Below are 17,370 nucleotides of genomic sequence, written 5' to 3' on the forward strand. Positions count from 1 at the left end.
ATCAGCGGGAACTCAGGTTCCCGCTAGTCTTAAGGTGAAAGGTAGTAACATTTTTGCAACAAAATAGTTCGCAGCTTATTGAATAACCTGATGAAATTGCCGGTTAAAGCGTGATAATTTTGTTATGTAACAAAACGCAAAGCGAGCAGTACAGGGAAGCGCCAAAAGCCGATGCACTTGTAGGTAATGAGCTAGTCATCAATTAATCGCGCCATGCTGTTAATTGATTCAAGTCATACCGGGCACGCGCCTGCTTTTGGAGGTTCCTTGAAGGGACGACAGGAAAGAAACCCTGTCAATCAGGTGAACTGTTGTATGGAAAACCGTCTTACTCGATGGGCGTGAAAAAACATCAAGGTGACACGGTGATTTTATTAACCACGGCGAAAACTAAAGCTTTTAAAGCTTAAGGGATCACGATGCAGAACGGCGCAATGAAGGCCTGGCTGGATTCCTCCTATCTGGCGGGCGCGAACCAGTCTTACATAGAGCAACTCTATGAAGATTATTTAACCGATCCTGGTTCCGTTGACGATAGCTGGCGTTCAATTTTTAAACAGCTACCGACAGTCGGAGTACGGTCTTCCGAAGGACAATCGGAACAAATCCATTCTCAAATCCGCGACTACTTCCGCCGTCTGGCGAAAGACGCCTCGCGTTATAATTCCGCGATCAGCGATCCGCAAACCGATGCGAAGCAGGTCAAGGTGTTGCAGCTTATCAACGCCTTCCGTTTCCGTGGTCACCAGAATGCCAACCTCGACCCGCTGGGATTATGGCGTGGCGAAACCGTGGCTGACCTCGATCCGGCGTACCACAACCTGTCCGACGCAGATTTTCAGGAAACCTTCAACGTGGGCTCGTTTGCTATCGGCAAAGAGACCATGCAGCTGGGCGAACTTTATGCCGCGCTGAAGCAGACGTACTGCGGATCAGTTGGTGCAGAGTACATGCACATCACCAACACCGACGAGAAGCGCTGGATCCAGCAGCGTATCGAATCCGTGGTGGGTCGTCCAAAATTCAGCGAGCAGGAGAAGAAGACTTTCCTGAGCGAACTGACGGCGGCAGAAGGGCTTGAACGCTACCTCGGTGCTAAATTCCCGGGTGCAAAACGCTTCTCCCTTGAAGGTGGCGATGCGCTGGTGCCAATGTTGAAAGACCTGATCCGCCACGCCGGTAAAAACGGCACGCGTGAAGTGGTGCTGGGCATGGCGCACCGTGGTCGTTTGAACGTTCTCATCAACGTGCTGGGTAAAAAACCCCAAGACCTGTTTGACGAATTCTCAGGTAAACATAAAGAGCATCTGGGTACCGGTGATGTGAAATATCACATGGGTTACTCTTCCGACGTCGAAACTGAAGGCGGCATGGTTCACCTGGCGCTGGCGTTTAACCCGTCGCACCTGGAAATCGTCAGCCCGGTAGTGATCGGCTCGGTTCGCGCACGTCGTGACCGTCTCGATGAAGCACGCAGCAACATGGTTCTGCCTATCACCATTCACGGCGATGCGGCGATCACCGGACAAGGCGTGGTTCAGGAAACGCTGAACATGTCGCTGGCTCGCGGCTATGAAGTGGGCGGTACCGTGCGTATCGTTATCAACAATCAGGTTGGTTTCACCACTTCGAACCCGAAAGATGCGCGTTCTACCGAATACTGTACCGACATCGCAAAAATGGTGCAGGCGCCGATTTTCCACGTGAATGCCGATGACCCGGAAGCCGTGGCTTTCGTCACTCGACTGGCGCTGGATTTCCGCAACACCTTCAAGCGCGATGTAATGATCGATCTGGTTTGCTATCGCCGTCACGGCCACAACGAAGCCGACGAGCCGAGTGCAACCCAGCCGCTGATGTACCAGAAAATCAAGAAACACCCTACGCCGCGCAAACTCTATGCTGACATCCTGACCGAACAGGGCGTTGCGAGTCTGGAAGATGCCACCGAAATGGTGAATCTGTATCGCGATGCGCTGGATGCGGGCGAGTGCGTGGTTGCCGAATGGCGTCCAAACGACATGCACACCTTTACGTGGTCGCCGTATCTGAACCACGAATGGGACGAAGCTTATCCAGCCACCGTTGAGCCGAAACGCCTGCAAGAGCTGGCGCGTCGTGTGAGCAGCGTGCCGGAAGCTATTGAAATGCAGTCGCGCGTGTCAAAAATCTACGCCGATCGTGCCGACATGGCCGAAGGCAAGAAGATGTTTGACTGGGGCGGCGCCGAAAATCTGGCTTACGCGACGTTAGTTGATGAAGGCATTCCTATCCGCCTGTCCGGTGAAGATACCGGTCGCGGCACCTTCTTCCACCGCCACGCCGTGATCCACAACCAGAAAAACGGTTCTGTTTATGTGCCGTTGTCCAACATTCACAACAGTCAGGGCGTGTTTAACGTCTGGGACTCCGTGTTGTCGGAAGAAGCGGTGCTGGCATTTGAATACGGTTATGCGACGGCCGAACCTCGCACGCTGACCATCTGGGAAGCGCAGTTCGGCGACTTCGCCAACGGCGCGCAGGTCGTTATCGACCAGTTCATTAGCTCTGGCGAGCAGAAATGGGGCCGCATGTGTGGTCTGGTCATGCTGCTGCCGCACGGCTATGAAGGTCAGGGTCCGGAGCACTCCTCCGCGCGCCTCGAGCGTTATCTGCAACTTTGCGCCGAGCAAAACATGCAGGTTTGCGTGCCGTCAACGCCAGCGCAGGTTTACCACATGATCCGTCGTCAGGCGCTGCGCGGTATGCGCCGTCCGCTGATTGTCATGTCACCAAAATCTCTGCTGCGTCATCCGCTGGCGGTCTCGTCGCTCGATGAAATGGCCAACGGCAGCTTCCTGCCGGCGATTGGCGAAGTCGACGAACTGGACCCTAAAGGCGTCAAGCGCGTCGTGATGTGCTCCGGTAAGGTCTATTATGATCTGCTGGAACAGCGTCGCAAAAACGAGCAGACCGACGTGGCGATTATCCGTATCGAGCAGCTTTATCCGTTCCCGCACAAGGCGGTACAGGGTGTGATCGAGCAGTACGCGCACGTGCAGGATTTCGTTTGGTGTCAGGAAGAGCCGCTCAATCAGGGCGCATGGTATTGCAGTCAGCACAATTTCCGTGAAGTTGTACCTTACGGTGCCTCTTTACGCTACGCGGGACGTCCGGCGTCAGCCTCGCCTGCCGTGGGCTATATGTCGGTTCACCAGAAGCAGCAGCAAGATCTGGTTAACGACGCGCTGAATATTCAATAGTCGTATAGATGATAAATTTTAAGGATTGATATGAGTAGCGTAGATATTTTGGTCCCTGACCTACCTGAATCCGTTGCGGATGCGACGGTTGCAACCTGGCACAAAAAACCGGGCGATAGCGTTGAGCGTGATGAAGTGCTGGTTGAAATCGAAACCGACAAAGTTGTGCTGGAAGTGCCGGCAAGCGAAGCCGGTATTCTCGACAGCATTCTGGAAGAAGAGGGCGCAACCGTGCTCTCCAAACAGATTCTGGCTCGCCTGCGTCCGGGCAACAGCTCTGGCAAACCTAGCCAGGAGAAGAGTTCAGCGAAAGAATCTACGCCTGCCGATCGCCACACTGCGGCACTCGACGACGAAAGCAACGACGCGCTCAGCCCGGCCATTCGCCGCCTGATCGCCGAACATTCTCTCGATGCCAGCGCCATTAAAGGCAGCGGTGTCGGCGGACGTCTGACCCGTGAAGACATTGAGCAGCACATCGCCAAAGGCGGCAACACTGATAAGCCTGCGGCCGCACCTGCTCCGGCAGCGGCGCCACAGCCTGCTGCGGCACAAGCGCCATCACTGGCTTCACGCAGTGAAAAACGCGTGCCGATGAGCCGCCTGCGTAAACGCGTCGCCGAGCGTCTGCTGGAAGCGAAAAACAGCACCGCAATGTTGACGACGTTTAACGAAATCAACATGAAGCCCATCATGGATCTGCGCAAGCAGTACGGCGAATCTTTCGAGAAACGTCACGGCGTGCGTCTGGGCTTTATGTCCTTCTATCTGAAAGCCGTGGTTGAAGCGCTGAAACGCTTCCCTGAAGTCAACGCCTCAATCGACGGCGACGACGTGGTTTACCACAACTATTTCGATGTGAGCATTGCCGTATCGACGCCGCGCGGACTGGTCACCCCGGTTCTGCAAGATGTTGATACGCTTGGCATGGCAGACATTGAGAAGAAAATCAAAGAGCTGGCTATCAAAGGTCGCGATGGCAAACTGACCGTTCAAGAGATGACCGGTGGTAACTTCACCGTCACCAACGGCGGCGTGTTCGGCTCTCTCATGTCTACGCCAATCATTAATCCACCGCAGAGTGCGATTTTGGGTATGCACGCCATTAAAGATCGCCCGATGGCCGTAAATGGTCAGGTTGTCATCCAGCCGATGATGTATCTGGCGCTCTCCTACGACCACCGTTTGATCGACGGCCGTGAGTCCGTTGGTTTCCTGGTAACGATTAAAGAGCTGTTGGAAGATCCAACGCGTCTGCTGCTGGACGTCTAGTGCTTTTTGTCTACCAAATAAACGGTTAGGCGTGATTTAAAACAAGTGCAGGGCAGGAAAGTCTGCTCTGCAAACTTCTGAAATCAATGGATAGAACATCATGAATCTACACGAGTACCAGGCGAAACAGCTGTTTCTGCGCTATGGCCTTCCTGCACCTTCAGGTTTTGCTTGTTCCACCCCGCGTGAAGCGGAAGAGGCTGCATCGAAAATCGGTGCGGGTCCGTGGGTAGTAAAATGTCAGGTTCACGCAGGCGGTCGCGGTAAAGCGGGCGGCGTGAAAGTGGTTCACAGCAAAGAAGAGATTCGTGCTTTTGCTGAACACTGGCTGGGTAAACGTCTGGTGACCTATCAGACTGACGCGCACGGCCAACCGGTTAACCAGATTCTGGTTGAAGCCGCGACTGACATTGACAAAGAACTTTACCTCGGTGCGGTAGTTGACCGCAGCTCGCGTCGCGTTGTGTTTATGGCCTCTACCGAAGGCGGCGTGGAAATCGAGAAAGTGGCAGAAGAGACGCCACACCTGATCCACAAAGTTGCCCTTGATCCGTTGACTGGTCCACAGCCTTATCAAGGCCGTGAACTGGCGTTCAAACTGGGTCTGAGTGGCAAGCAGGTTGCACAATTCACCAAGATTTTCATGGGCCTGGCGAACATCTTCCTTGAGCGTGACCTTGCGCTGATTGAAATCAACCCGCTGGTTGTGACCAAAGAAGGCGACCTGATCTGCCTCGATGGCAAACTGGGTGCCGACGGCAATGCCCTGTTCCGTCAGCCTGAACTGCGCGAAATGCGCGACCACAGTCAGGAAGATGCGCGTGAATCTCAGGCTGCGCAGTGGGAACTGAACTATGTTGCGCTCGACGGCAACATCGGTTGCATGGTTAACGGCGCGGGTCTGGCGATGGGCACCATGGACATCGTTAAACTGCACGGCGGCGAACCGGCCAACTTCCTTGATGTGGGCGGCGGCGCGACCAAAGAGCGCGTGACCGAAGCGTTCAAAATCATCCTGTCCGACGACAAGGTGAAAGCCGTTTTCGTTAACATCTTCGGCGGTATCGTGCGCTGTGACCTGATTGCCGACGGCATCATTGGCGCAGTGGCTGAAGTGGGCGTCAGCGTGCCGGTTGTGGTGCGTCTTGAAGGGAATAACGCTGAACTGGGTGCCAAAAAACTGGCAGACAGCGGCTTGAACATCATTGCAGCGACCAGCCTGACCAACGGCGCAGAGCAAGTTGTTGCTGCAGTGGAGGGTAAATAATGTCGATTTTAATCAATAAGAACACCAAAGTTATCTGCCAGGGCTTCACCGGTAGCCAGGGGACTTTCCACTCCGAGCAGGCGATTGCCTACGGAACCCAAATGGTTGGCGGCGTAACGCCGGGCAAGGGCGGCACTGAACATCTGGGCCTGCCGGTGTTCAACACCGTGCGCGAAGCCGTAGAAACCACGGGCGCTACTGCCTCCGTTATTTACGTGCCGGCACCTTTCTGTAAAGACTCGATTCTTGAAGCGATCGACGCGGGCATCAAGCTGATTATCTGTATCACCGAAGGCATCCCGACGCTGGATATGCTGGTGGTTAAAGCCAAGCTTGAGCAAAGTGACGCACGCATGATCGGCCCTAACTGTCCGGGTGTGATCACGCCGGGTGAATGCAAAATCGGCATCATGCCGGGTCACATTCACAAGCCAGGCAAAGTCGGTATCGTTTCCCGTTCTGGTACGCTGACCTATGAAGCCGTTAAGCAGACCACTGATTACGGTTATGGTCAGTCAAGCTGTGTCGGTATCGGCGGCGACCCGATCCCAGGCTCAAACTTCATCGATATCCTGAAACTGTTCCAGGAAGATCCACAGACTGAAGTGATCGTGATGATCGGCGAGATTGGCGGTAACGCAGAAGAAGAAGCGGCTGCCTACATCAAAGAGCACGTGACCAAGCCGGTTGTAGGCTACATTGCGGGCGTGACTGCGCCGAAAGGCAAACGTATGGGCCACGCCGGTGCGATCATTGCCGGTGGTAAAGGCACGGCTGACGACAAGTTTGCAGCTCTCGAAGCCGCAGGCGTGAAAACTGTGCGCAGCCTGGCTGAAATCGGCAATGCCGTGAAGGCTGTCTTGCCACAGTAAGTGTGCTGACGTAAGCCGTTTTCCAAGGGCGTAATGCCTACGGAAAGCCTGAAATGCCGCCTCCGAGGCGGCATTTTTTTTGCCTCAGCCCACTGTTTATTGGGTTTTCATTGATTAACATTATTTAGCTCATCAATGTTTTCAAGATTAATTATAATTCCCAGTTATTATTGATCTGGATCAATGACATATTTTATTTAATTAAACTTATATTTTTGGTGTTATTTAATTGGCCTTTTTTATTTTTTAATTGGCACAATAAATTAACAGAGTAGATGATAATTAAAAACAATAAGACCTATTATTAACATCTCGGCGATTGCTTCATTAAATATTTTCTTAATCATCTAGAAATAAACTCAGGAAAGGATTAAATTGCTCTAAATCAAGAATGGCGTGGGTTGATAATAATGAGAAGATTTGATCTGCATTCCAAAAATAAAGCGCGGTACACAAAATCACCTGTTTATTGTCGGGGCAGAGTGGCGTAACATTAGCGGGCTTTGACAATCACCTATCCAACGGCACCTTTGAGTACGCTTGAAAATCGTTGTCGAGGCTTGTTATTGACACTCACTGTTAAGCGCTAGGCCTCCCGCGACAGGCTTTACCTGTAACCTTTAGTCTTATCTTTTAATGATAAGTGAGCGATGCTGTCTGTAGTTAAATTCTGTCTTATGTAGTTAAATTCTATTGTCAGCAAAATTTAACGTTGGATTTTTCAAAAATAAAAGTTTTCCTTTAAATAGTGCGTTCGTTAAATCGAATTACTTATTAAACACGCTATTAATTAATAAGTTTTAAATACCTCTCTACACTACCTATTAAATCTAAGAAGTACTGATAACAGCGGATTAACTATTGATTGCTGACAACATATCGTTAACTGAATTTCATTAACAATTAACCGTTCGCAATTTGTTGTTAAACAACTGCTGTTAAGTGACGCATTAACGTTAATGCGTTTGTGAGTTGCTATTTGGAGTCTTCCTCCGAGGAGCTAGGGGCTAAAATGTTTGATATCGTTGAGCTGTCTCGTTTACAGTTTGCTTTAACCGCTATGTACCATTTTCTATTTGTGCCATTAACGCTGGGTATGGCGTTTTTATTGGCCATTATGGAAACGGTCTACGTGCTTTCCGGCAAACAAATTTATAAAGACATGACCAAGTTCTGGGGCAAGTTATTTGCCGTCAACTTTGCGTTGGGCGTAGCGACGGGCCTGACCATGGAGTTCCAGTTCGGCACCAACTGGTCCTATTTTTCGCACTATGTCGGTGACATCTTTGGCGCGCCGCTCGCCATCGAAGGACTGATGGCCTTCTTCCTCGAATCGACGCTGGTCGGGCTATTCTTCTTCGGCTGGGATCGCCTCTCCAAAGTACAGCACATGACCGTTACCTGGCTGGTGGCGCTGGGCTCCAACCTGTCGGCGTTATGGATTCTGGTCGCCAACGGCTGGATGCAAAATCCGGTCGCCTCCGAATTCAATTACGAAACCATGCGCATGGAGATGACCAGCTTCTCCGAGCTGGTATTTAACCCCGTCGCGCAGGTCAAATTTGTACACACGGTGGCGGCAGGGTATGTCACAGGCGCGATGTTTATCCTCGCGATTAGCTCTTATTACCTGCTGAGAGGCCGCGATACCGCCTTTGCCAAACGTTCGTTCGCGATTGCCGCCAGCTTCGGCCTTGCCGCCACGCTTTCCGTGATCGTGCTCGGTGACGAATCCGGCTATGAAATGGGCGACGTGCAAAAAACCAAGCTCGCGGCCATCGAAGCCGAATGGGAAACCCAGCCTGCACCCGCCAATTTTACGCTGATCGGGTTACCCAATCAGGACAAGATGGAAAACAGCTATTCCATCCAAATCCCGTACCTGCTCGGCCTAATCGCTACCCGCTCGACCGACGAGCAGGTTACCGGCCTGAAAGAGCTGATGACCCAGCATGAAGTGCGTATCAGAAACGGCATGAAAGCCTATGGCCTGCTTGAAGAATTACGCGCCGGAAACAGCAGTGCAGAAGTGCGCAGCGCCTTCGAGAAGAGCAAGGTTGATCTCGGGTACGGCATGCTGCTCAAACGCTATACCTCCAAAGTCAGCGATGCCAGCGAGGCGCAAATTCAGCAGGCCGCGAAAGACTCTATTCCGCGCGTGCTGCCGCTGTACTTTGCTTTCCGCATTATGGTCGCGGGCGGCTTCCTTATTCTGCTGATTATCGGCCTGTCATTTTTCACCGTGTTGCGTGGCGAAATCGGCAAACGCCGCTGGCTGCATAAGCTGGCTTTATATGGTCTGCCACTGCCGTGGATAGCCATCGAAGCCGGCTGGTTTGTGGCCGAGTATGGCCGCCAACCGTGGGCTATCGGCGAAATTCTGCCGACGGCGGTGGCAAGTTCTTCACTGACCGCCGCCGACGTTCTGACTTCGATGCTGCTCATCTTGGGGCTGTACACGCTGTTCCTGATTGCCGAAATGTATTTGATGATCAAGTTTGCGCGCCTTGGGCCAAGCAGTCTGAAAACCGGTCGTTATCACTTCGAACGTTCTGACGGCGACGACGCTGTGCAGTCCGTTCAGCCTCTTAAACCCGTTCAGCCAATTCAGCCATAAATAGAGGGAGGGCCCGTGATGTTTGACTATGAAGTGTTGAGGTTTATCTGGTGGGTGCTGATTGGCGTGCTGTTTATCGGCTTCGCAGTCACCGACGGTTTTGACATGGGCGTGGGTATCTTGCTGCGTATTATTGGCAAAACGGATACCGATCGCCGCGTGATGATTAACGCTATCGCGCCGCACTGGGACGGTAATCAAGTGTGGCTAATCACCGCCGGTGGCGCGCTGTTTGCCGCCTGGCCGATGGTTTATGCGGCCGCGTTTTCCGGCTTCTATGCCGCCATGATTCTGGTGCTGTGCGCGCTGTTCTTCCGACCTTTGGGGTTCGATTATCGCGCCAAAGTCGACGACAAGCGCTGGCGCAATATGTGGGACTGGGGCATTTTTGTCGGCAGCTTTGTGCCAGCGCTGGTATTCGGCGTCGCCTTCGGCAATCTGCTGCTGGGCGTGCCATTCCACGTCGACGAATATCTGCGCCTTTATTACACCGGCAATCTGTTGCAGCTGCTTAACCCGTTTGGCCTGCTGGCCGGTATTGTCAGCCTGACCATGCTGCTGACGCAGGGGGCTACTTATCTGCAAATGCGTACGACGGGCGAGCTGCATTTGCGCAGCCGCAGGGCGACGGAAATCTCTGCGCTGGTGATGGCGGCGTGTTTCCTGATTGCCGGTATCTGGCTGGTAAAAGGTATCGACGGTTATGTTATTACCTCGGCCATCAACACGGCGGCCGAATCAAATCCATTGCGCAAGACCGTCGTGCATCAGGCTGGTGCCTGGTTGCTCAACTTTAATCGCCTGCCGATTCTCTGGGCCATTCCGCTACTGGGTCTGATTTTACCTTTATTTACCGTATTGCTTTCACGGCTAAATAAAGGGGCGTGGGCGTTTCTGACCTCGTCCTTGACTATCGCCTGCGTGATCCTGACTGCTGGCGTGACGATGTTCCCGTTTGTCATGCCTTCCAGCACGATGCCCGAGGCCAGTCTCACCATGTGGGATGCTACCTCGAGTTTACTGACCCTAAAAGTCATGACCGTCGTGGCCTGTATCTTCGTGCCCATCGTGCTGCTTTATACTAGCTGGGCGTATTACAAAATGTTTGGTCGTCTCGATAAAAACTTCATCGAAAACAACACGCATTCGCTTTATTAATTTCAACGGAAGGGGAGTGTAACGTTATGTGGTATTTTGCCTGGATCCTCGGAACTCTGCTGGCCTGTTCGTTCGGAATTATCACCGCGCTGGCGTTTGAGCATTGTGAAGAGAACAACGCGGCGAAAGGCGCGAAATAGTCTGCAAGACGGCGTCTCACTCTGACGCCGTCTCCATTAATAGGTCCGCACAGACTCGGCTACGTGAGCAGGTCAATGTGCTGCTTTTTTTTACAAGCTTTACAAAGCCCTGACACTGCCGTTTCAATCGGGGTAAACCGTTTATAATTATTTTCATTCCAGAGTAGCAACCCATTCCAAACGCCAAATCTCTTGCGTATAGTAGGCCCGTCAAATTGCAATACGGGATGTAGAGTGAGTAATTCGTTGTTCCGATGGCCTGTCCGTGTTTATTACGAAGACACCGATGCAGGCGGTGTGGTCTACCACGCCCGTTACGTCGCCTTTTTTGAAAGGGCTCGCACAGAAATGTTGCGTCAACGCAACTTTCATCAGCACCAGTTGCTGGAAGAACATGTCGCTTTTGCTGTTCGCCGCATGACGGTTGATTATCTGGCACCGGCACGTCTTGATGACCTGTTGGACGTCCAGAGCGAAATAACCGCCATTAGGGGGGCTTCACTTACCTTTGCACAACGAATTCTAGATTCGCATGGCAATCTTCTGTGTAGCGCAGAAGTTCTTATTGCATGCATCGATCAACATCAAATGAAGCCACGAGCGCTTCCTAAGTCTATTGTCGCGGAGTTTAAGCAGTGACTGACATGAACATTTTTGATTTATTTTTAAAGGCCAGCATCCTGGTTAAGCTGATCATGCTTATCCTGATCTGTTTTTCCATTGCTTCCTGGGCAATCATCATCCAGCGCACCAAAGTGCTGAATGCCGCCACCCGCGAAGCCGAAGCGTTTGAAGATAAATTCTGGTCCGGAATCGAGCTTTCACGTCTTTATCAGGAAAGCCAGGGCCGCCGTGACAGCCTCAGCGGCGCCGAGCAGATCTTCCACTCCGGATTCAAAGAGTTTGCCCGTTTGCATCGCGCAAACAGCCACGCCCCCGAATCCGTTATTGAAGGCTCGTCGCGCGCGATGCGTATCTCCTTCAACCGTGAACTCGAAACGCTGGAAATGCATATTCCATTCCTCGGCACCGTAGGTTCCATCAGCCCGTATATCGGCCTGTTCGGTACTGTCTGGGGGATTATGCACGCCTTTATTGGTTTAGGTTCGGTCAAGCAGGCGACCCTGCAGATGGTTGCACCCGGTATTGCCGAAGCGCTGATCGCCACGGCAATCGGCCTGTTTGCCGCGATCCCTGCGGTTATGGCTTACAACCGCCTTAACCAGCGCGTCAACAAACTCGAACAAAATTACGATAACTTCATGGAAGAGTTCACGGCTATCCTGCACCGTCAGGCTTTCTCTCGCGAAAGCAGTCATTAAGGGAGAACAGCATGGCTCGAGTACGAGGTCGTCGTCGTCGCGAACTAAAGTCTGAGATCAACATTGTTCCACTGCTCGACGTGTTGCTGGTGCTGCTGCTTATCTTTATGGCAACGGCTCCTATCATCACGCAGAGCGTAGAGGTTGACCTGCCTGACGCGACAGACTCTAAAACCGTTTCTACCGATGACAACCCACCGGTTATCGTCGAAGTCTCTGGCGTCGGTCAATATACCATCGTCATCGATCACGAAAGAATGGAACAACTGCCGGAGCAGCAGGTCGTAGCAGAAGCGACCAAACGCATTCAGGCCAATCCGAAGACCGTATTCCTGATTGGTGGAGCAAAAGAGGTGCCTTACGATGAAATCATCAAGGCATTGAACTTGCTGCATCAGGCTGGCGTGAAATCAGTAGGTCTGATGACACAGCCAATCTGATCCCTGGCGAAAAGTGACATTTAATTTAAACCTGGTGGGTGTACGTTATAAAAGCACGTGTACCGACCAGGCTTTAGCAATCCTGTGTTGGGAAACCTATTTTGGTAAAGGCAACTGCAACTGAACAAAACGATAAGCTCAAACGCGCCGTTATTGTTTCGGTCGTTCTGCATATCATCTTGATAGCCCTGTTGGTCTGGAGTTCTCTCGAAGAGGAAACCACCATGAGCGGCGGCGGTGGCGGCAGTGACATTTCGGCCGTGATGGTAGATTCCGGTGCCGTCGTTGACCAGTATAATCGTGAACAACAGCAGCAGGCTGATGCCAATCGTGCTCAGCAATCGCGACAGAAAAAATCCGAACAGCAGGCGGAAGAGTTACAACAGAAGCAGGCTGAACAGCAACAAAAGCTGAAAGAGCTCGAAAAAGAGCGCCTTGAGGCACAGCAGCAGAAAGCCGAGCAGCAGAAGCAGGCAGCAGAAGCGGCGAAAGAATCCGCTCAGCAGCAGAAAGAAGCCGCTGCCGAAGCCGCGAAAGAAGCGGCTCAACAGCAGAAACAGGCCGCCGCCGAAGCCGCAAAGCAGGCTGCCCAGCAGCAAAAAGAAGCGGCTGCCGAAGCAGTTAAAGAAGCCGCTGAAGATGCTAAAAAGGCCGCTGCCGATGCGAAAGCTGCCGCCGCGAAGGAGCAGCAAAAGCAGGCCGCCGATGCTGCCGCCAAAGCCAAGGCTGAAGCCGATAAAGTGGTGAAAGCGCAGGCCGACGCGCAGAAGAAAGCCGAAGCCGAAGCGAAAAAGCAGGCCGAAGCTGAAACGGCCGCTGCGGCCACCGCCGCCAAGAAACAGGCACAGGCCGAGGCGAAGAAAGCCGCTGCCGATGCCGAGAAGAAGGCTGCTGCCGAAGAAGCCAAGCAGGCCGCCGCCGATGCTAAAGCCGCTGCTGCCAAAGAAGCCGCCGAAGCCAAGGCAACGGCCGCTAAAGAAGCAGCACAGGCTAAAGCTACGGCTGCGAAAGAAGCCGCTGCCAAAGAGGCTGCCGAAGCGAAAGCCGCCGCAGCCAAAGAAGCGGCCGCCGAGAAAGCTGCTGCTGCCAAAGCTGCCGCCGATGCCAAGAAGAAAGCCGCCGCTGCTGCAGCGAAAGATTCTGCCGACGTCGATGACTTATTTGGTGGACTTGCCTCGTCGAAGAACGCGCCTAAAGGCGGTTCAGGTGCGCCGGCAGGGCAGGGCAAGAACAAGCAGGCAGGAGCTTCTGGTGCAGATATTGCCGATTATGGCAGTAAAATTCAGGCAGCAATCAAAAGTCGTTTCTATGATTATCAATCATACATCGGCAAAACCTGTACATTACGGGTGAAGATGGCGCCAAACGGTACACTGCTGGATATTCAGTCTGAAGGGGGCGATCCTGCGCTTTGCCAGGCTGCGATTGCCGCAGCTCGTCAGGCGAGATTCCCTGCACCGCCATCGCAAGCTGTGTATGAAGTGTTTAAAAATGTACCGTTAGACTTTAAACCACGTTAAGAACTGATTAGAGCTATTGTAAGAACAGACTAAAGTGATGATATTCAGGGCCTCAGCCGAAAATATCTCACTTTAGGATATTTACGATGGCTTGTGCTGTGTTTATGTAGTTTTGTGTGTATTGGTTTGTTAAAATTCTGCTAGTTTATCGCGGAATGAATAGGCCGGTCAGGCGTCGCGACTCGCAGGCATCAGGGCAGTAAAAAGTAGCGGTAAACCGTGCATCCCCAACATGGAATCGGGGAGTCTCATGCGCGGTTATTCGGCTGCTTGTAATGAGGCCCTGCGAGGCGCAAGATTTCTTTCGGGCTCTGAGTCCAGATAAGGGAGATACAATGAAACAGGCAATTCGAGTAGCGTTCGGCCTATTGGTTATGTGGGCGTCGGTATTGCATGCGGAAGTTCGCATCGAGATTACCCAGGGTGTTGATTCCGCCCGTCCGATTGCAGTAGTACCTTTTAAATGGGCAGGTCCGGGAACTCCTCCACAGGATCTGGGCAACATTGTTGGCGCTGACTTGCGTAACAGCGGCAAATTCAATCCTATTGAAAACGCACGTATGCCACAGCAGCCGGGCACCGCGGCCGAAGTGACGCCTGCCGCCTGGAGCGCGCTGGGCATCAATGACGTGGTTGTTGGTCAGATTCAGCCTGCAGGCGACGGTAGCTACATGGTTTCCTACCAGCTGGTAGACACCTCTGGCGCAACCGGCACCGTATTGGCGCAGAACCAGTATAAAATCACCAAAGAGTGGCTGCGTTACGCGGCGCACACGGCGAGTGATGAAGTATTCCAGAAACTGACCGGCATCAAGGGCGCATTCCGTACCCGTATTGCCTATGTCGTGCAGACCAACGGCGGTAAATTCCCGTATGAACTGCGCGTCGCCGATTACGACGGTTTCAACCAGTTTGTGGTACATCGTTCTCCAGAACCTCTGATGTCTCCGGCCTGGTCGCCAGACGGCAGCAAGCTGGCGTACGTTACCTTTGAAAGCGGCCGTTCCGCGTTGGTGGTGCAGACTTTGGCTAACGGCGCTGTGCGTCAGATTGCCGACTTCCCGCGTCACAACGGTGCGCCTGCATTCTCGCCAGACGGCACTAAATTGGCGATGGCCCTGTCTAAATCAGGCAGCCTGAACCTCTATGTCATGAATTTATCTTCTGGCCAAATCAGCCAGGTGACTGATGGACGTAGCAACAGCACTGAACCAGCATGGTATCCAGACAGCCAGAATCTGGCGTTTACCTCGGATCAGGGCGGTCGTCCTCAGTTGTATAAAGTAAGTATTAATGGCGGTGCGCCACAGCGTCTGACGTGGGAAGGTTCTCAGAACCAAGACTCAGACGTGAGCTCCGATGGGAAATTCCTCGCTATGGTGAGTTCCAACAGTGGAAGTCAGCACATCGCCAAACAAGATCTGGAAACGGGAGCCGTTCAAGTATTAACGGACACGTTCCTGGATGAAACGCCTAGTATCGCGCCGAACGGCACCATGATTATTTACAGCTCCTCACAGGGACTGGGCAAGGTGTTACAGTTGGTCTCGACTGATGGGCGTTTCAAAGCGCGTCTTCCGGCTACCGATGGACAGGTCTCATTTCCTGCCTGGTCGCCGTACCTGTGATGCATGTTTAGATATGTATGGCAAATTATAAAAAGGATCAACGAGATGCAACTTAACAAAGTGCTGAAAGGGCTGCTGCTGGCCGTGCCTGTAATGGCAATCGCTGCTTGTTCTTCACACAAGAGCGCAGATAACGGTCAGGCTGGTTACGGCGCTGGCACTGGTATGACTTCTGGTTCTGAAAACGGCAATATGTCTTCAGAAGAGCAAGCGCGTGCGCAGATGCAAGAGCTGCAGAAGAACAACATCGTTTACTTCGGTCTGGATAAATACGATGTTTCTTCCGACTATGCTCAGATGCTGGATGCACACGCTGCATTCCTGCGTAGCAACCCGTCTTACAAAGTGACTGTTGAAGGTAACGCCGATGAACGTGGCACGCCTGAATACAACATCGCTTTGGGTGAGCGTCGTGCAACTGCAGTTAAAATGTACCTGCAGGGCAAAGGCGTTTCTGCTGACCAGATCTCTATCGTTTCTTACGGTAAAGAGAAGCCAGCTGTACTGGGCCACGACGAATCGGCTTACGCCAAAAACCGTCGTGCCGTACTGGTATACTAAGAGAATCGCATGAGCAGTAACTTCAGAACTCACCTGTTGAGTCTGTCGTTACTGATTGGCGTAGCGGCCCCCTGGGTCGCTACTGCCTCGGCACCAATCAGTAATGTCGGCTCAGGCTCGATCGACGATCGAGTTACCACTCTTGAACGTATTTCTAACGGTCAAGGCCAGCTTTTAAATCAACTTCAGCAACAAGTCTCTGACAATCAAAACGATATCGCCAATCTTCGTGGTCAGATTCAAGATAACCAATATCAGCTGAAACAGATAACCGATCGCCAAAACCAGATCCTGCAGCAGATTGCTTCGATGCAGAGCGCTGGCAGCGCCCCTGCGCCTGCAGCAAGCGCATCGGCCGGTGCAGCCGCTTCCGACGAGGGCGCGTCGTCTCAGCCTTCTGAAAGCAGCAGCTCGGCGATGACAGGTAACCCTGATACTGACTACAACGCGGCTGTGTCACTCGCGTTGGAGAAAAAACAGTACGATCAGGCGATATCTGCCTTCCAGGCTTTTATCAAGCAGTATCCAACGTCGACTTACCTGCCTAACGCCAACTATTGGTTGGGCCAGTTGTATTACAACAAAGGTAAGAAAGACGATGCGGCCTATTATTACGCGGTCGTGGTTAAAAACTATCCGAAGTCACCAAAAAGCCCTGATGCAATGTATAAGGTCGGGATCATCATGCAGGAAAAAGGCCAGAGCGAAAAAGCAAAAGCCGTGTTCCAGCAGGTGGTTAAACAATACCCGAACAGTGAATCTGGCAAATTGGCGCAAAAACGTTTATCTGCAAAATAAGCGTTATTCAGGCCCGAAAAATGACCACATCGTCTGTTTTTCGGGCTCGAATGTATGAAGAACGAGCAGTCAGTAAGTTATCTCGAAATTAGGGTTGCGCTGCTCAGATAAATCAGTAATATATGCCGCCGTTGCCCAGACAAAGTGTTAAAGCTTAAATCGGTCAACAAATTAAGCAGATTAGTGGGTCGTTAGCTCAGTTGGTAGAGCAGTTGACTTTTAATCAATTGGTCGCAGGTTCGAATCCCGCACGACCCACCACTGTTTAATTGGAAGTAAAGTGTTAAGTCGTAAGGGTTGAGAACCTGCAGCAGGTTCGAGCCGAGCGGAGCGAGACGACAACGCGATAGCGTTGCCCGAAGGGCGAGTCCATAGGACGAGTCAATCCCGCACGACCCACCACTGTTTAATTAGCATTAAGATTTTAAGAAGTAAAAGTAGCAAGCAGTAAACAGAGGGCCGTTAGCTCAGTTGGTAGAGCAGTTGACTTTTAATCAATTGGTCGCAGGTTCGAATCCCGCACGGCCCACCAC

Annotated in this window: 14 protein-coding genes, 2 tRNA genes and 1 other RNA gene; all 17 read left to right on the forward strand. The window is 52.3% G+C overall.

Features of this window, described 5'->3' with window-relative positions; translation table 11 throughout:
* Positions 1–419 precede the first annotated feature (419 nt).
* The 17 genes from sucA (at position 420) to SC206_RS15105 (ending at position 17,369) form a co-directional block, all read left to right on the forward strand.
* Positions 420–3,242: a 2-oxoglutarate dehydrogenase E1 component gene (gene sucA / locus SC206_RS15025; RefSeq protein ID WP_332738222.1), complete on the forward strand. Its 2,823-nt coding sequence runs from the start codon at positions 420–422 to the stop codon at positions 3,240–3,242.
* A gap of 30 nt (positions 3,243–3,272) precedes the next feature.
* The gene (gene odhB, locus SC206_RS15030; RefSeq protein WP_332738223.1) at positions 3,273–4,514 is read left to right on the forward strand and encodes a 2-oxoglutarate dehydrogenase complex dihydrolipoyllysine-residue succinyltransferase; all 1,242 of its coding nucleotides are present in this window, start codon (positions 3,273–3,275) and stop codon (positions 4,512–4,514) included.
* Between the two features lie 100 nt (positions 4,515–4,614).
* The gene (sucC, locus tag SC206_RS15035) at positions 4,615–5,781 is read left to right on the forward strand and encodes an ADP-forming succinate--CoA ligase subunit beta (RefSeq protein WP_332738224.1); all 1,167 of its coding nucleotides are present in this window, start codon (positions 4,615–4,617) and stop codon (positions 5,779–5,781) included.
* Complete coding sequence (sucD, locus tag SC206_RS15040; protein ID WP_332738225.1) at positions 5,781–6,653, forward strand: succinate--CoA ligase subunit alpha; 873 nt, start codon at positions 5,781–5,783, stop codon at positions 6,651–6,653. Before sucC ends, sucD begins: the two co-directional genes overlap by 1 nt.
* A 1,012-nt stretch (positions 6,654–7,665) precedes the next feature.
* The gene (cydA, locus tag SC206_RS15045) at positions 7,666–9,270 is read left to right on the forward strand and encodes a cytochrome ubiquinol oxidase subunit I (RefSeq protein WP_332738226.1); all 1,605 of its coding nucleotides are present in this window, start codon (positions 7,666–7,668) and stop codon (positions 9,268–9,270) included.
* Positions 9,271–9,288: 18 nt separating this feature from the next.
* Positions 9,289–10,428 (forward strand): cytochrome d ubiquinol oxidase subunit II, encoded by a 1,140-nt coding sequence (gene cydB / locus SC206_RS15050; RefSeq protein ID WP_332738227.1) that lies wholly within the window; start codon positions 9,289–9,291, stop codon positions 10,426–10,428.
* A gap of 26 nt (positions 10,429–10,454) precedes the next feature.
* Positions 10,455–10,568: a cytochrome bd-I oxidase subunit CydX gene (cydX, locus tag SC206_RS15055; RefSeq protein ID WP_332738228.1), complete on the forward strand. Its 114-nt coding sequence runs from the start codon at positions 10,455–10,457 to the stop codon at positions 10,566–10,568.
* 234 nt (positions 10,569–10,802) lie between these two features.
* Positions 10,803–11,207: a tol-pal system-associated acyl-CoA thioesterase gene (gene ybgC / locus SC206_RS15060; protein WP_045046207.1), complete on the forward strand. Its 405-nt coding sequence runs from the start codon at positions 10,803–10,805 to the stop codon at positions 11,205–11,207.
* Positions 11,204–11,890, forward strand: a complete 687-nt coding sequence (gene tolQ, locus SC206_RS15065) for a Tol-Pal system protein TolQ (protein WP_045046208.1) — start codon at positions 11,204–11,206, stop codon at positions 11,888–11,890. The genes ybgC and tolQ overlap by 4 nt, the downstream gene beginning before the upstream one ends.
* Before the next feature lie 11 nt (positions 11,891–11,901).
* Positions 11,902–12,330: a colicin uptake protein TolR gene (gene tolR, locus SC206_RS15070; RefSeq protein WP_332738229.1), complete on the forward strand. Its 429-nt coding sequence runs from the start codon at positions 11,902–11,904 to the stop codon at positions 12,328–12,330.
* Between the two features lie 101 nt (positions 12,331–12,431).
* Complete coding sequence (gene tolA / locus SC206_RS15075; RefSeq protein WP_332738230.1) at positions 12,432–13,850, forward strand: cell envelope integrity protein TolA; 1,419 nt, start codon at positions 12,432–12,434, stop codon at positions 13,848–13,850.
* Between the two features lie 335 nt (positions 13,851–14,185).
* A complete protein-coding gene (tolB, locus tag SC206_RS15080; protein WP_332738231.1) occupies positions 14,186–15,478 on the forward strand; it encodes a Tol-Pal system beta propeller repeat protein TolB in 1,293 nt (430 codons plus the stop codon).
* A 45-nt stretch (positions 15,479–15,523) separates the two neighbouring features.
* Entirely contained in the window at positions 15,524–16,039 is a 516-nt protein-coding gene (gene pal / locus SC206_RS15085; RefSeq protein ID WP_045046212.1) for a peptidoglycan-associated lipoprotein Pal, read from the forward strand.
* 9 nt (positions 16,040–16,048) lie between these two features.
* Positions 16,049–16,837 (forward strand): cell division protein CpoB, encoded by a 789-nt coding sequence (gene cpoB, locus SC206_RS15090; RefSeq protein WP_332738232.1) that lies wholly within the window; start codon positions 16,049–16,051, stop codon positions 16,835–16,837.
* A 185-nt stretch (positions 16,838–17,022) separates the two neighbouring features.
* Positions 17,023–17,098: transfer RNA gene (locus SC206_RS15095), tRNA-Lys, on the forward strand.
* A gap of 15 nt (positions 17,099–17,113) precedes the next feature.
* A non-coding RNA gene (locus tag SC206_RS15100) (RtT sRNA) lies at positions 17,114–17,239 on the forward strand.
* Positions 17,240–17,293: 54 nt separating this feature from the next.
* Positions 17,294–17,369 (forward strand) — tRNA-Lys (locus tag SC206_RS15105).
* The last annotated feature ends 1 nt before the right edge of the window (position 17,370 follow it).

This window comes from Rouxiella sp. T17, from assembly GCF_036663475.1.
Classification (GTDB): Bacteria; Pseudomonadota; Gammaproteobacteria; order Enterobacterales; family Enterobacteriaceae; genus Rouxiella.

Coding starts and splice junctions, on each gene's coding strand:
- sucC (WP_332738224.1), top strand. CDS start 4,615: ATGAATCTACACGAGTACCAGGCGAAACAGCTGTTTCTGCGCTATGGC.
- sucA (WP_332738222.1), top strand. CDS start 420: ATGCAGAACGGCGCAATGAAGGCCTGGCTGGATTCCTCCTATCTGGCG.
- cpoB (WP_332738232.1), top strand. CDS start 16,049: ATGAGCAGTAACTTCAGAACTCACCTGTTGAGTCTGTCGTTACTGATT.
- cydA (WP_332738226.1), top strand. CDS start 7,666: ATGTTTGATATCGTTGAGCTGTCTCGTTTACAGTTTGCTTTAACCGCT.
- tolR (WP_332738229.1), top strand. CDS start 11,902: ATGGCTCGAGTACGAGGTCGTCGTCGTCGCGAACTAAAGTCTGAGATC.
- cydB (WP_332738227.1), top strand. CDS start 9,289: ATGTTTGACTATGAAGTGTTGAGGTTTATCTGGTGGGTGCTGATTGGC.
- pal (WP_045046212.1), top strand. CDS start 15,524: ATGCAACTTAACAAAGTGCTGAAAGGGCTGCTGCTGGCCGTGCCTGTA.
- sucD (WP_332738225.1), top strand. CDS start 5,781: ATGTCGATTTTAATCAATAAGAACACCAAAGTTATCTGCCAGGGCTTC.
- tolB (WP_332738231.1), top strand. CDS start 14,186: ATGAAACAGGCAATTCGAGTAGCGTTCGGCCTATTGGTTATGTGGGCG.
- odhB (WP_332738223.1), top strand. CDS start 3,273: ATGAGTAGCGTAGATATTTTGGTCCCTGACCTACCTGAATCCGTTGCG.
- cydX (WP_332738228.1), top strand. CDS start 10,455: ATGTGGTATTTTGCCTGGATCCTCGGAACTCTGCTGGCCTGTTCGTTC.